Origin of the sequence: Lactobacillus sp. UMNPBX12 (assembly GCF_002553955.1) — a bacterium.
In the GTDB taxonomy this organism is placed as follows: domain Bacteria; phylum Bacillota; class Bacilli; order Lactobacillales; family Lactobacillaceae; genus Lactobacillus; species Lactobacillus crispatus.
On the sequence record NZ_PCYY01000002.1, the window covers coordinates 60,430 to 75,007 of the forward strand.

Annotated in this window: 18 protein-coding genes and 2 tRNA genes; 19 read left to right on the forward strand and 1 reads right to left on the reverse strand. The window is 38.3% G+C overall.

What is annotated here, in order from left to right:
- The first annotated feature begins 53 nt into the window (after positions 1–53).
- Positions 54–125: transfer RNA gene (locus CP363_RS01195), tRNA-Glu, on the forward strand.
- 5 nt (positions 126–130) lie between these two features.
- Positions 131–203, forward strand: a tRNA-Gln gene (locus CP363_RS01200).
- A gap of 77 nt (positions 204–280) precedes the next feature.
- On the opposite strand, the gene CP363_RS01205 is transcribed toward CP363_RS01200, so the two are convergent.
- Positions 281–1,633, reverse strand: coding sequence for a Mur ligase family protein (locus CP363_RS01205; protein WP_013086108.1), 1,353 nt, complete (start codon positions 1,631–1,633; stop codon positions 281–283).
- Positions 1,634–1,768: 135 nt separating this feature from the next.
- Here CP363_RS01205 and CP363_RS01210 point away from each other — a divergent pair, with 135 nt between their 5' ends.
- The 17 genes from CP363_RS01210 (at position 1,769) to CP363_RS01290 (ending at position 14,564) form a co-directional block, all read left to right on the forward strand.
- Positions 1,769–2,368, forward strand: a complete 600-nt coding sequence (locus CP363_RS01210; RefSeq protein WP_089143150.1) for a thymidine kinase — start codon at positions 1,769–1,771, stop codon at positions 2,366–2,368.
- Between the two features lie 16 nt (positions 2,369–2,384).
- On the forward strand, positions 2,385–3,473 hold the full coding sequence (gene prfA / locus CP363_RS01215; protein ID WP_098035718.1) for a peptide chain release factor 1: 1,089 nt from the start codon (positions 2,385–2,387) through the stop codon (positions 3,471–3,473).
- A complete protein-coding gene (gene prmC, locus CP363_RS01220) occupies positions 3,466–4,311 on the forward strand; it encodes a peptide chain release factor N(5)-glutamine methyltransferase (protein ID WP_013086109.1) in 846 nt (281 codons plus the stop codon). Before prfA ends, prmC begins: the two co-directional genes overlap by 8 nt.
- A gap of 5 nt (positions 4,312–4,316) precedes the next feature.
- Positions 4,317–5,318 carry an L-threonylcarbamoyladenylate synthase gene (locus CP363_RS01225; RefSeq protein WP_023488069.1) on the forward strand — a complete coding sequence of 334 codons (1,002 nt, stop codon included), beginning with the start codon at positions 4,317–4,319 and terminating at the stop codon, positions 5,316–5,318.
- Positions 5,319–5,405: 87 nt separating this feature from the next.
- Positions 5,406–6,035: a uracil phosphoribosyltransferase gene (upp, locus tag CP363_RS01230; RefSeq protein WP_005718766.1), complete on the forward strand. Its 630-nt coding sequence runs from the start codon at positions 5,406–5,408 to the stop codon at positions 6,033–6,035.
- A gap of 122 nt (positions 6,036–6,157) precedes the next feature.
- On the forward strand, positions 6,158–6,871 hold the full coding sequence (atpB, locus tag CP363_RS01235) for a F0F1 ATP synthase subunit A (protein WP_005728516.1): 714 nt from the start codon (positions 6,158–6,160) through the stop codon (positions 6,869–6,871).
- Between the two features lie 20 nt (positions 6,872–6,891).
- Positions 6,892–7,116 (forward strand): F0F1 ATP synthase subunit C, encoded by a 225-nt coding sequence (gene atpE / locus CP363_RS01240; RefSeq protein WP_005718768.1) that lies wholly within the window; start codon positions 6,892–6,894, stop codon positions 7,114–7,116.
- Between the two features lie 56 nt (positions 7,117–7,172).
- Entirely contained in the window at positions 7,173–7,679 is a 507-nt protein-coding gene (gene atpF / locus CP363_RS01245; protein WP_098035719.1) for a F0F1 ATP synthase subunit B, read from the forward strand.
- Positions 7,679–8,227 carry an ATP synthase F1 subunit delta gene (gene atpH, locus CP363_RS01250; protein WP_013086110.1) on the forward strand — a complete coding sequence of 183 codons (549 nt, stop codon included), beginning with the start codon at positions 7,679–7,681 and terminating at the stop codon, positions 8,225–8,227. The genes atpF and atpH overlap by 1 nt, the downstream gene beginning before the upstream one ends.
- A gap of 14 nt (positions 8,228–8,241) precedes the next feature.
- Positions 8,242–9,753: a F0F1 ATP synthase subunit alpha gene (gene atpA / locus CP363_RS01255; RefSeq protein ID WP_005721378.1), complete on the forward strand. Its 1,512-nt coding sequence runs from the start codon at positions 8,242–8,244 to the stop codon at positions 9,751–9,753.
- Positions 9,754–9,763: 10 nt separating this feature from the next.
- Positions 9,764–10,726, forward strand: coding sequence for a F0F1 ATP synthase subunit gamma (locus tag CP363_RS01260; protein ID WP_098035720.1), 963 nt, complete (start codon positions 9,764–9,766; stop codon positions 10,724–10,726).
- 33 nt (positions 10,727–10,759) lie between these two features.
- Complete coding sequence (atpD, locus tag CP363_RS01265; RefSeq protein ID WP_035443063.1) at positions 10,760–12,199, forward strand: F0F1 ATP synthase subunit beta; 1,440 nt, start codon at positions 10,760–10,762, stop codon at positions 12,197–12,199.
- Positions 12,200–12,210: 11 nt separating this feature from the next.
- Entirely contained in the window at positions 12,211–12,651 is a 441-nt protein-coding gene (locus CP363_RS01270; RefSeq protein ID WP_023488076.1) for a F0F1 ATP synthase subunit epsilon, read from the forward strand.
- A gap of 66 nt (positions 12,652–12,717) precedes the next feature.
- Entirely contained in the window at positions 12,718–12,948 is a 231-nt protein-coding gene (locus CP363_RS01275; RefSeq protein ID WP_013086111.1) for a DUF1146 family protein, read from the forward strand.
- A gap of 83 nt (positions 12,949–13,031) precedes the next feature.
- Positions 13,032–14,021 carry a rod shape-determining protein gene (locus CP363_RS01280; protein WP_013086112.1) on the forward strand — a complete coding sequence of 330 codons (990 nt, stop codon included), beginning with the start codon at positions 13,032–13,034 and terminating at the stop codon, positions 14,019–14,021.
- A gap of 13 nt (positions 14,022–14,034) precedes the next feature.
- Positions 14,035–14,328 carry a membrane protein insertion efficiency factor YidD gene (yidD, locus tag CP363_RS01285; RefSeq protein WP_013086113.1) on the forward strand — a complete coding sequence of 98 codons (294 nt, stop codon included), beginning with the start codon at positions 14,035–14,037 and terminating at the stop codon, positions 14,326–14,328.
- Between the two features lie 8 nt (positions 14,329–14,336).
- The gene (locus CP363_RS01290; protein WP_013086114.1) at positions 14,337–14,564 is read left to right on the forward strand and encodes a DUF2969 domain-containing protein; all 228 of its coding nucleotides are present in this window, start codon (positions 14,337–14,339) and stop codon (positions 14,562–14,564) included.
- The last annotated feature ends 14 nt before the right edge of the window (positions 14,565–14,578 follow it).

The following is a 14,578-nucleotide window of genomic DNA, read 5'->3' on the forward strand; positions in this document are numbered from 1 at the left end:
TCAAAATTACTTGACAAGCATAGAAGAAAAAAGCATAATTATAAATGTTGATTCGCCCGTTGGTCAAATGGTTAAGACGCTACCCTCTCAAGGTGGAGTTATGAGTTCAATTCTCGTACGGGTGATTTACTGGGATATAGCCAAATTGGTAAGGCACAGGATTCTGGTTCCTGGATGTTTGGGTTCGAGCCCCAATATCCCAATAATTAGAAAGGCTGTAGCATTAGAGCTACAGCTTTTTTTGTACACAAAAAAGGATTCCCGCGGGAATCCTTTCTATTTACATACCAGCCTTAATGATTTTCTTTTCGGCCATCTTCTTTCTAAGTGCAAGCATTGCAGTATAAGTTGAAAGAATATAGACCTTCTTAGTTGGCAGTTTTTTAATTTCTTCAATTAGGCTATCATCATCTGGATTAGTACTCATTTGTCCTGGATCAAAGCCAGCAATTTCAAGTCTAAAGCCCATATCATGCCAGCGTTGACCACCGACGAGGATCTTTTTAATCTTTTCTTTGTCTAATCCTTCAAAATCAGCATCCCAAATCCAAGAAGTATCAATTCCATCAGCGTGGTTGGCATTAAGCAAGGCAACTAGTGAATAATCATCTTTTTCTGTATTAAGCATGTGCAAGACTTCATCCAAACCAACTGGGTTTTTAACTAGAATTAAATCGATATCCTTATCGCCATAGTGAATTAATTCTTGACGACCAAAGATCCGTTTATTTTCTGCAAAAGCTTGAGCAACTTCAGCTTCAGTTAATCCAAAGTGGCGTGCAACAGAATAGGCGGCTAAGGCATTATAAATGTTATAAGTACCACCAATATTAATGGAATATTGCTTGTTGCCCATTTGGAACGTTGAGCTATTAGGTGTTCGATCAATAATCTTGTTAACTGTAAAAGTTAAATCAGGACGGTGGTAGCCACAGTTAGGACAGAAGAAGTCACCTAAGTTGGCATAAATACGTTCATGATAATGTAAAATGTGGTCGCATTTTGGACAAAGAACACCATCGGTATTGACTGGAGCCTTGAAGTCGTTTTCAGGTTTGTCATCAGGAAGTTTAAAGCCATAAAAAATTTTCTTATTAGGCAATTCAACTGATGAAAAAATGCTTGCATCTCCGTTAGCGATAATTGTAGCGTCAGGTGCTAATTTAATACCATTAACGATCTTGTCATAAGTGGTATAGATTTCACCATAACGGTCCATCTGATCACGGAAAATGTTGGTTAATACAAAGACGCTAGGATGAAGTAATTTGGTCACCATTTTAACATTTGCTTCATCAACTTCTAGAACAGCGATTTTTCTTTTAACTCTCTTGTGCTTGTGAGCCAAAAAAGCGGTCACGATTCCTTGTTGCATGTTGGAACCAGATGGATTAGTTAACACATCACCATACTTTTTCTTTAAAGCTTCAACAATCAAAGCAGTAGTCATTGTCTTACCATTAGTTCCCGTGACAATAACAGTTTCATAGCCTTTGGCTAAAGAATTTAAAACTTCTGGATCAATTTTCATTGCTAATTTGCCTGGAAAACTGGTGCCGCCCTTAAGGGCATTATGCAAAAACCAATAGCTTGATTTACCGGCAACTTTAGCAATTCCTGATTTAAAACTCATGTACATCCCTCACTTTAAAACTATGTCTAAGTTTAGCATAGAGCGAGGATGAAAACGAGGTTTAATACCTACACAAATTTATTTTTTCCTCTATACTATTAAGGCGAAGACTTTTTGTTAAAAGGGAGGGCCAGCATGGCGCAATTATTTTTTCGTTATGGTGCAATGAGCAGTGGCAAAACAATTGAGATCTTGAAAGTAGCTCACAATTATGAAGCACAGGGGCGCAAGATTGCCCTAATGACCAGTGGCTTGGATAATCGTAGCGGTGTAGGAACCGTTGCTTCTAGAATTGGACTTCACCGAGAAGCAATTCCAATTACTGCTGATATGAATCTATTTGATTATATTAAAAAGATGAACAAAGCAGATGTTGCTGATGGTAATGGTAAACTAGCTTGTGTGTTAATTGATGAGGCACAATTTTTGAAGAGACATCATGTCTTAGAATGCGCTAAAATTGTGGATGTGTTCAATATTCCAGTAATGACCTTTGGCTTAAAAAACGATTTTCAAAATCATCTATTTGAAGGTAGTGAAAATTTATTGATTTTTGCTGATAAAATAGAAGAGATGAAGACCATTTGTCATTATTGTGGACACAAGGCAACAATGAATTTGAGAATTAATAATGGCAAGCCTGTTTATGAGGGTGAACAAGTACAAATTGGTGGCGATGAAAGTTACTATCCTGTTTGTCGCTATCATTACTTTCACCCAGGTGTTGAAAGATAGAGAGGATTTTTAGTTTATGGATAAAGTTATGGCTCAATTAGAGGGTCTAGTAGCTCACTATGAAGAACTTCAGGAAATGATGGCCGATCCTGAAGTTATTAATGATACTAAGCGCTACATGGAGATTTCTAAGGAAGAAGCTGATTTGCGTGAAGTAGTACAAAAATATAAGAAGTACAAAGAGGACAAAAAAGAGATTGAAGATAATAAAGAAATTATCTCCAGTGAAACTGATCCTGATTTAATTGAAATGGCTAAGGAAGAAAATTCTGAAATTGAGAAAGAAATTCCCGAGCTTGAAGATCAAATCAAGATTTTGATGTTGCCTAAGGATCCTAACGATGATAAAGATATTATCATGGAAATCCGTGGTGCTGCCGGTGGTGACGAAGCCTCTTTGTTTGCTGGCGATTTGCTTAGAATGTATGAAAAATATGCTGAACGTCAAAACTGGAAGGTTTCAATGATTGATTCAGAACCTACTGAGGTTGGCGGCTATAAACATGTGGCAATCATGATTACTGGTGACAAGGTTTATTCGAAATTAAAGTATGAAAATGGTGCACACCGTGTTCAACGGATTCCAGTAACTGAATCTCAAGGACGTGTTCATACTTCAACTGCCACTGTTGCTGTTATGCCTGAATATGAGCAAGTAGACATTGATATTGATCCTAAGGATATTCGTGTTGATGTTTACCGTTCAAGTGGTGCCGGTGGTCAGCACATTAACAAGACCTCTAGTGCCGTTAGAATGACTCACTTGCCAACCGGGATTGTAGTTGCAATGCAGGATCAACGTAGTCAACAACAGAACCGTGAAAAGGCAATGCAAATTTTGAAATCACGTGTTTATGACTATTATGAAAGTCAAAATCAAGCTCAGTACGATGCTAAGAGAAAGAATGCAGTTGGTACTGGTGATCGTTCCGAAAGAATTAGAACATATAACTATCCACAAAATCGTGTAACAGATCACCGCATCGGCTTAACCATTAACAAGCTTGATCGTGTGATGAACGGTGAACTTGATGAAATTATTGATGCATTAATTCTTTACAACCAAACTAAGCAATTAGAGGAGTTGGCTGATCAAAATGCCTAAAATGACTTTAAAGCAGATGCGTATTAAAGCGGGTGAGAGTGCTGAAAATGCGCGTCCTGAGGATGTTGATTATGTTCTAGCAGAGCGCTTAGGCTTGACACCAAGTGAATTTGAACTGAAGCAAGAAATGGACTTAACTGCTGACCAGATTAAGCAGGCCAATAAAGATATCGAAAAATTGGCTAAGGGCATATCTCCACAGTATATTTTGGGTTATGCTTGGTTTTTGGGCTATAAAATTATGGTGCAACGCGGTGTCTTGATTCCTCGTTTTGAAACTGAAGAATTGGTTGAATGGGCATTGCAGACACTTAAATCAGGTGATCAAGTCCTTGACTTGGGTACCGGTTCTGGATGTATTACCGTGGCTTTAGCTAAAGAAGCACAGAAGAAAGGCATTACAGATTTAACTTTATATGCTAGTGATGTAACGGATACTGCCTTAAGAACAAGTGAGGAAAACTTTTTAACTTATGATCTTGATGTAACTACTCGTAAAGCCAACGTGCTGTTGGGCTTAGAAGAGTTTGATAAGATCATCTCTAATCCGCCGTATATTAAGACAAGCGAAAAGAATGCAATGGATGAAAATGTCTTGCAAAATGAACCTAAAGAAGCTCTTTTTGCTGGCAAAGATGGTCTAGACTTCTATAAGAAATTTGCTAAGCAAGTGCGTGAGCATTTGAATAGCCATGGAGAATTTTTCTTAGAATTTGGTTTTAGCGAAGAAGAACAACTGAAGGAATTGTTTGCTAAAGAATTGCCTGATTTTGAAATCGAATTTAGAAAAGATATGGCCGGCAAGCCACGCATGGTTCATGGAAGGTGGAAAAAATAAGAACGATGGAAACGAAGATTTTTAAAAAAGATCAAATCAATGATGCAGTTAAGTTGTTAGCTAAGGGTGAATTGGTTGCTTTTCCAACTGAGACAGTCTATGGTCTAGGTGCAATTGCAACCAAAGAAAAGTCTGTGAAGGGCGTTTATGCTGCTAAGGGACGTCCAAGCGATAACCCATTGATCGTTACTGTTTCTGACGAAGAAATGATGGCTAAGTATGCTAAAGAAGTTCCAGAAAGAGCTAAGAAATTAATTAAACATTTCTGGCCAGGTCCTTTGACATTGCTATTGTTTGTTAAACCAGGAACTCTGCCAGATGCAGTTACTGGGGGACTTGATACTGTAGCATTTCGTTGTCCTGATGATCAATTGACTCATGATTTAATTGCTAAATTGGGTTATCCAATTGTAGGACCATCGGCTAATACCTCAACTAAGCCTAGTCCTACTACTGCAGAGCACGTTTACCATGATTTAAAAGGGAAGATTGCCGGAATTATTGATGACGGCCCTACTCGTGTGGGATTAGAATCGACAATTATCGACTTATCGGTAGAAACACCAATCGTTCTTCGTCCTGGTGAAATTACTCCAGAAGAGTTAAGCGAAGTTTTAGGTGAAAAAGTTTTAATTAACACGGGCAAAGTGTCAGACAAAGATATACCTAAGGCACCGGGGATGAAATACCGTCATTATGCGCCAAGTGAGCCGGTAGTCGTGGTTGATGATCCTGCTGATTTTGCAAAAATTGATTTTAATGAAAAAACTGGTGTAGCAGCTTTAGCGCCAGTTTTAGCTAAAATCAATTTGCCTCAAGCAAATAAATTTGACCTGGGTAAAAATTTAGTTGATGCCGATCATAACTTATTTGGTGGCTTGCGCTATTTCGATGATCAAGATGATATCGAAACTATTTATGTACAAGGATTTCATGAAGGTGAAGAAAGTTTAGCTTACATGAATCGATTGAATAAAGCTGCAGGTGGACATCATTTCAATAAATAAAAAAATAAAACGCAAAGGGCTTTAAACCCTTTGCGTTTTTGATTAAAATGTTTAGTGAATTATATTATTTGTTAATAGGAGGCATATATGGGAAAGTTCGTAGTTTTGGATCACCCATTGATTCAACACAAATTGACTATTATTCGTCGCAAGGATACGGGTTCAAATGAATTCCGTCGCATTGTTGGTGAAATTGGTGGGTTAATGACTTATGAAATCACTAGAGACTTGCCACTTGAAGATGTTGAAATTGAAACACCAATGGGTAAGACTGTCCAAAAGGAAATTGCTGGTAAGAAGTTGACAATTGTGCCAATTTTACGTGCCGGTATGGGGATGCTTAATGGTGTCCTTGAAATGGTTCCTTCAGCTAAGATTGCCGTTATCGGGATGTACCGTGACGAAAAGACTTTGAAGCCACATGAATATTTCTTCAAGGCTCCAAAGGATATTGCTGAACGTGAATGTTTAGTCGTTGATCCAATGCTTGCAACTGGTGGCTCAGCTAATGATGCCATTGCTGCATTGAAGAAGCGTGGTGTTAAGGAAATTAAGCTTGCTGTTTTGGTAGCTGCTCCAGAAGGTATTAAGGCAGTTCAAGAAGCAAATCCTGACGTTGACATTTATGCAGCTGCTGAAGATGACAAATTGATGGATAATGGTTATATTTTCCCAGGTTTGGGTGATGCTGGTGACAGACTATTTGGTACTAAGTAATCGTCCTTTTTAGAAAAATATTTTCTCTAATGCGCTTTCATTTTACACAAAGACCTTTTTTGGTGTTAAGATGATTTACGTGTTCGAGTTTTATTCAGCACGAGAAGGGAGGTCACGAAGTAATGGAGAAATCATTTGTTTTTAAATTCATGGGCTTGAATTTTGAACTTTCTGGTATTATCGGTTCAACGCTAATGGCTTTAGCAGTTTTATTTATCTGCATTTGGCTTTCAAGAAAAGTTGAAATGAAACCCAATAAGAGACAAAATGTGTTCGAGTATTTACTTGATTTCACTAACGGCATTGTTAAAGATAATGTTAGCGACAAGGATGCTCAAAATCACCTATCACTATATGCATTTGTTTTATTCCTATTTATTTGGTTTATGAACCAATTAGGGATGTTCATGGAAGTCAAAGTTGATGATTGGATGTTTATTAAATCACCAACTGCTGATCCAGTAGCGACAATGTCGTTTGCAATGATGACCTTGCTTCTATCGTTCACATTCGGCGTACAACGATTTGGTGTTGGCGGATATTTGAAGAGCTATACGCAACCAGTTGGTTTTATGCTTCCAATTAATTTAATTGAAGAGTTTACCAACTTTTTAACCTTATCATTACGTCTATATGGGAATATTTATGCTGGTGAAGTTTTGCTAACTTTAATTGGTAATGATCTAGCACATGCTGGTGGACCATTTACGTTAGTTTTGGCAGCTCCATTAGCCATGATTTGGCAAGGTTTCTCTGTCTTCATTGGCTCTATCCAGGCATATGTTTTTGTAACTTTATCAATGGTTTACATTGGTAAGAAGGTTACTACAGAATAAATTTTTGGAGGTATAAATTTATGTCAGAAGCTTTTAAATATCTTGCTGCATCCATTGCAGCTGGTTTAGCAGCTTTGGCTGCATCATTGGGTAACGGTAAAGTTATTTCAAAGACTCTTGAAGGTATGGCTCGTCAACCTGAAAGTGCAGGTAACTTGAGAGCAACAATGTTTATTGGTGTTGGTTTGATCGAAGCCGTTCCTATTTTGGCTATCGTTGTTGCCTTCTTGATTTTGTTCCTTTAATAAAAAGAGATAATTTTCTGTTTAAAGGAATAGTATTAAAGAGAGAAGGGCAGTAAATGACTATTCAAACATTATTTGCAGCCTCACATATTTACTTAGGTAATGCTATCTGGTATTTGATCTGTTTTGCCATCTTGATGCTTCTTATTAAGCACTTTGCTTGGGGACCAGTATCAGATATGATGGAAAAGCGGCGGCAAAAAGTTATTGATGACTTGGATTCAGCTGCTAGTGAACGAAAGAAAGCTGAAACGCTTGCTAATGAGCGTGAATCTGCCTTGAAGAACTCAAGACAAGAAGCAACACAAATTCTCTCTGACGCTAAGAGTAACGCGCAAAACACAAGTAAAGAAATCGTAGCAAATGCAAACGAAGATGCTGCAGCAATTCGCAAAAAGGCTAATGAAGATGCCGCTCAGGCAAAAGCAGACGCTTTGAATTCTGCACGCGATCAAGTTGCTGATATTTCTGTAGCAATCGCTGAAAAAGTAATTGCTAAGAATTTATCTGCTAAAGACCAAAAAGATTTAGTCGACCAATTTATTAAGGGGTTGGATGATTAATGGCTTTAAGTAGAGAAGAAATTGCAGCACGCTACGGTGCCGCACTATTTGGTTATGCGCAAGACAATGATGCATTAGACACTGTTTATAATGAAATGGTGGAATTAAAAAAGGCTGCTGAAGCCAATCCACAAATCATTAGTGTCTTGAGCGATCCTATTTTAAGTAATAAAGATAAAAAGGATCTTTTGACTGCAATTGAAAAAGATTTTTCAGATGAGGTTCAAAACTTTTTGAATTTGTTACTTAAATATGATCGTTTTGCTGATTTGATCGATATTATTGATCGCTTTGTCTTACTTTATGATAATGAAAAGAAGGTCGCATCTGGCGTTGCAACTACGGCTGTTAAGCTAGATGATGATCAACTCAAACGTTTAGGTGAAAGTTTTGCTAAGAAATATAACCTAAACGTGGTGCGTCTAGAGAATAAAGTTGATCCAAGTATTTTAGGCGGCGTGGTTCTTCAAGTAGAAGATCGCGTGATTGATGGATCAGTTAAGAATAAACTGAAGAAGATCCGTGCGCAGATAATTGATAAAAATTAAAAGAGGTGAAACCATTGAGCATTAAAGCGGAAGAAATTAGTTCCTTGATCAAGCAACAACTTGAACATTACGACGATAAGCTCGACATCAGCGAAGTTGGTGTTGTAACTTATGTTGGTGATGGTATCGCCCGTGCTCACGGACTTAACGATGTTTTGTCTGGTGAGTTATTGAAGTTTGATAACGGCTCATACGGTATTGCACAAAACCTTGAATCAAATGATGTAGGTATCATTATTTTGGGTCAATTTGACAATATTCGTGAAGGTGACCGTGTTCAAAGAACTGGACGAATCATGGAAGTTCCTGTTGGTGACGCCTTAATCGGTAGAGTAGTTAACCCATTGGGTCAACCAGTGGACGGTTTGGGTGAAATTAAGACTGACAAGAGTCGTCCAATTGAAGCCAAGGCTCCGGGGGTTATGGATCGACAATCAGTTGATCAACCACTTCAAACTGGTATTAAGGCTATCGATGCCTTAGTTCCAATCGGTCGTGGTCAGCGTGAATTGATTATCGGTGACCGTAAGACTGGTAAAACTAGTTTGGCCATCGACACTATCCTTAACCAAAAGGGGCAAGACGTAATTTGTATTTACGTTGCTGTTGGTCAAAAGGAATCAACCGTTAGAACTCAAGTAGAAACTTTAAAGCGTTTTGGCGCAATGGATTATACCATTGTTGTTGAAGCGGGCCCAAGTGAGCCAGCACCAATGCTTTATATTGCACCATATGCTGGTACTGCTATGGGTGAGGAATTTATGTACAATGGCAGGGATGTATTAATCGTATTTGACGACCTATCCAAACAAGCCGTCGCTTACCGTGAACTTTCCTTGCTTCTCCGTCGTCCGCCTGGTCGTGAAGCTTATCCAGGTGATGTCTTCTACTTACACTCACGTTTGCTTGAACGTAGTGCTAAGTTGAATGACAAACTTGGCGGCGGTTCATTAACAGCTTTGCCAATTATTCAAACTGAAGCTGGGGATATTTCTGCATATATTCCAACCAACGTAATTTCAATTACTGATGGACAGATTTTCTTGCAAAGCGATTTGTTCTTTGCTGGTACTCGTCCAGCCATCGATGCTGGTAACTCAGTTTCTCGTGTTGGTGGTAACGCCCAGATCAAGGCAATGAAGAAGGTTGCTGGTACTTTGCGTACTGACCTTGCAGCTTACCGTGAACTTGAAAGTTTCGCTCAATTTGGTAGTGATCTTGATCAAGCTACTCAAGCTAAGTTGAATAGAGGTCAAAGAACCGTTGAAGTATTGAAACAACCACTTCATGATCCAATTCCTGTTGAAAAGCAAGTTGTGATTCTTTATGCTTTGACTCACGGATATCTTGACGCTGTTCCAGTTGAAGATATTGCTCGTTTCCAAAACGAATTATTTGATAACTTTGACAGCAGTCATGCTGATTTGCTCAAGACAATTCGTGAAACTGGTCAATTGCCAGATGATAAGAAATTGTCAGCAGCAATTGAAGAATTCAGTGAGAGCTTTACACCAAGTGAGAAATAGGAGGTAGAATATGCCTGCATCTTTACTTGAGTTAAAGAAAAAAATTGCTTCAGTAAAACAAACTGGTAAGATTACAGAAGCTATGAGAATGGTCTCTGCTTCAAAGTTGAACCAAACTGAAAATCGTGATAAAGGTTATACCGTTTATAACGACCATATTCGTAGAACTATTTCTCGTTTAATTAGCTCAGAAGTAGTTGATAATCTACGTGAAAAAGACGTCTCAATTGATAAGAACAATGTTGCTCAAATTGATTATACTGATGTCTTTGGTTTGGGGATTACAGCAGATATGATTCAGCCACGTAAGAATGTCAAGACAACAGGTTTCTTGGTAATTTCAGGTGACCGTGGTCTTGTAGGTTCTTATAACAGCAATGTCATTAAGAATATGATGAGTATCTTTGAGGACGAACGTGCTCAAGGACACGATATCAAAGTTCTTGCTGTAGGTTCGGTTGCGGCACAATTCTTTAAAAAGAACAATATTAACGTTGTTTATGAAAAGAATGGTGTTTCAGATGTACCAACTTTTGATGAAGCATTACCAATTGTTTCAACCGCAATTAAGATGTTTTTGAATGGTGTCTATGACCAGCTTTACGTATGTTATACTCACCACGTTAACTCATTATCATCTGCTTTTCGTGTTGAAAAAATGTTACCAATCGTCGATTTAGATATTGGTGTCAAAGAAGCTGAAGCACATAAAGAATTAGAATATGATATCGAACCAGACATTAATAGTGTGCTTACTAAGTTGTTGCCACAGTATGCTCGTTCAACAATTTATGGTGCCATTCTAGACGCCAAGACTGCAGAACATGCTAGTTCAATGACAGCTATGCAAAGTGCGACTGATAATGCCAATGATTTGGTATCAAGTTTAACTACAAAATTAAACCGTGCTAGACAGGCACAAATTACTACTGAAATTACCGAAATTATCAGTGGTGCAAATGCCTTAGAGTAAACTTAGAGTAATAAAGAAAAGGAGGTAGATGTTTTGAGTGAAGGTGAAATCGTTCAAGTAATCGGCCCAGTTGTCGATGTTAAATTCCCAATCGATAAGAATTTACCTGATATTAACAATGCCTTGCGCGTAATCAAATCAGAGGATGAAAGCATCGTCCTTGAAGTTACGCTTGAACTCGGTGATGGTGTCTTAAGAACGATCGCCATGGAATCTACCGATGGTCTTCGCCGTGGTATGAAGGTTGAAGATACTGGTGCTCCAATTTCAGTTCCAGTTGGGGAAGATACTTTAGGTCGTGTGTTCAACGTTTTGGGTCAACCAATTGATGGCGGTCCAGAATTTTCAAAAGATCACCCTCGTGAAGGTATCCACAAAGAAGCACCTAAATATGAAGATTTAACTACCAGTAGAGAAATCCTTGAAACTGGTATTAAAGTTATCGACTTGCTTGAACCATATGTACGTGGTGGTAAAGTTGGTTTGTTCGGTGGTGCCGGTGTTGGTAAAACAACTATCATTCAGGAATTGATTCACAACATCGCTCAAGAACACGGTGGTATTTCCGTATTTACTGGTGTTGGTGAAAGAACTCGTGAAGGTAATGACCTTTACTTCGAAATGAAAGCTTCAGGCGTTTTAAGTAAAACTGCCATGGTATTTGGTCAGATGAACGAGCCGCCTGGTGCCAGAATGCGTGTTGCATTGACTGGTTTGACTCTTGCTGAGTACTTTAGAGATGTTGAAGGACAAGACGTATTGCTCTTTATCGACAATATCTTCAGATTTACTCAGGCTGGTTCAGAAGTTTCAGCTTTGCTTGGTCGTATGCCAAGTGCCGTTGGTTACCAACCAACTTTGGCAACTGAAATGGGTCAATTGCAGGAAAGAATTACTTCAACTAAGAAGGGTTCAATTACTTCTATTCAAGCTGTTTATGTTCCTGCCGATGACTATACTGACCCAGCTCCGTCAACCACATTCGCACACTTGGACGCTACTACTAACTTGGAACGTAGTTTGGTAGAACAAGGTATTTACCCAGCCGTTGACCCACTTGAATCAACTTCAAGTGCCCTTGACCCTGAAGTTGTTGGTCAAGAACACTACGAAGTTGCTACTCGTGTTCAACATGTTTTGCAACGTTACCACGAATTGCAAGATATTATTTCTGTTTTGGGTATGGATGAATTGTCTGATGAAGAAAAATTGATCGTTGCACGTGCACGTAAAGTTCAATTCTTCTTGTCACAAAACTTCTTCGTTGCTGAACAATTTACTGGTGTACCTGGTTCATATGTTCCAATTAAGGAAAGCATTAAGGGCTTTAAGCTTATTTTGGATGGTCACCTTGATGACTTACCAGAAGATGCCTTCCGTGGTGTTGGCCCGATCGAAGATGTTTTGAAGAAAGCACAATCTATGGGTGTAACTCCAAGTGATCCCGAAGCTAAAGCATTGCTAGAAAAGTAGGGTGATGTCAAATGGCAGATCCAGAAAAGCTTTTTAGAGTAAATGTTGTAACTCCTAATGGAATGATTTATTCCCATCGTGGAAGCATCGTTGATGTACGCGCTGTTGATGGTGAACGTTCAATCATGTATAACCACGTACCACTTTTAACTCCACTAGTTATTAGTGAGGTTAAGATTAAGCGAAGCCGTGAAATGGATTCAGTAGTTGATCATATTGCGATTTCCGGTGGCTATATTGAGTTTTCGAATAATGTTGCTACGATTATTGCAGATAGTGCTGAACGCGCAAGAAACATTGATGTTTCTCGTGCTGAGGCAGCGAAGCAACGCGCTGAGCAACGTTTGAAGGAAGCACGGGAAAAACATGACGAACAAACTATGGCACGTGCTGAAGTTGCTTTAAGACGAGCAATGAACAGAATTAGCGTGTACAATACTAAAGGTCACTAGAAGAAGGAAGAGACGAATGCACAAAATGCTGCATCCGTCTTTTTTTGTCAAAATTGAGGAAAATATATGTTTCAATTAGGCGTTCATGCCATTATTAGTATCATTATATATTTGATTGCGATTGGCTTATCTTTTCAAGCAGTTAAAGCAATTCAACTAGATAAAATTATTCGTAAAGGCCATGTTTTTGAAACGCAATTATTATATTTATTTATTGCAATTGGCTTAGGCTTTTTAGTTGGCAATTTTGTCATTACTTTTATCGATACTTCAATGCAATTGAGTAATTTGTTTTAAAGATTGTGTTAAAACAAGGACAGTAAAGGAAAGTCATGATTATTTATGGTAAAATGGACGATGAATAATTATGGAGGGTTATCGTGGCACGAGATATAGGAATTGATTTGGGGACAGCAAACGTACTGATCAATGTCTCTGGTAAAGGTATCGTATTAAATGAACCTTCTGTTGTAGCTGTAAATACCGATACAAACAAGGTAGTTGCAGTTGGTTCAGAGGCATATGAGATGGTGGGAAGAACTCCAGGTAATATTCGAGTAATTCGCCCCTTGAAGAATGGGGTAATTGCTGATTTTGACATTACCGAAGCAATGCTGTCTTACTTTATTGAAAAATTAAATGTAAAAGGCTTTATGTCCAAGCCAAATATTTTGATTTGTGCTCCTACTGGAGTTACTTCAATTGAACAAAAAGCAATTATTCAGGCAGCTGAGAAGTCTGGTGGCGGCAAGGTTTATTTAGACTTTGAACCTAAAGTTGCGGCTGTTGGTGCAGGCTTGGATATTTTTAAACCGCAAGGTAATATGGTGATTGATATCGGTGGTGGTACCACTGACGTTGCAGTTTTATCAATGGGTGAAATTGTAACTTCTCAATCATTACGTTATGCTGGCGATCGGATGAACCAGGCTGTCATCAGTTACATTAAGAATAAGCATAATTTGTTAATAGGTTCTAGAACTGCCGAACAAATTAAGATTGAAATTGGTAGCGCCTTTGAACCAGACCAAGATGAACAAATTACTGTTCGTGGTCGTGACGTAGTTGATGGTTTGCCTAAGCAGACTACAGTTACTGCACCAGAGATTCAAAAGGCTTTAGAACCAGGCTTGATGTCAATCATTGCAGCAGCTAAAGAAGTATTGGAAACAACTCCACCAGAGCTTTCAGCAGATATTATTGATCGCGGAATCATGCTAACAGGTGGTGGAGCCCTATTAAAGAATATTGATAAGTTGATTTCTTATTATTTGCAAGTTCCAGTTTTAATTGCTGATCATCCATTGGAAGCAGTAGCTTTAGGAACTGGTACTTTGCTTAAAAATATTGAAAAGCATCAACGTCACTAAGTGAGGAAATTACTTGCGTAAGATTTTGATTTTTATTGTACGTATTTATCAGACAGTGATTTCACCGTTATTACCACCAAGTTGTCGGTATTATCCCACGTGTTCTAATTATATGATTGACGCGTTGAAAAAACATGGCCCAATTTTAGGGTTAATTATGGGAATTTGTCGTATACTAAGGTGTAACCCTTTTATTAGGGGCGGGGTAGATCCAGTTCCTGATAATTTTACTATTTTTCGAAATCCACATCCGGAACGATATGAAGACCCGATTATATCTTCTAAGTTTCATCCGGATAGCAAGTAGGAGGATTTATGTCTAAAAAGTTAGAAAATATTGATATTGAAGTTAATGAACTTAAAGGAAAGAATTTACCAACTTGGGAAGTTATTATTCCTAACAAGAAGTCCATTGGTTTAATTGAAAAGGTGGAAGGTCGTTATCGCGCTACTACTTCTAAGACTAGTAATATTTTATTTGCTAATAGTCTTGAAAGCAGTATTAACGATTTACTTTCATACTTCACCTTACATGAAAAATAAAATTTAAGTAGTGA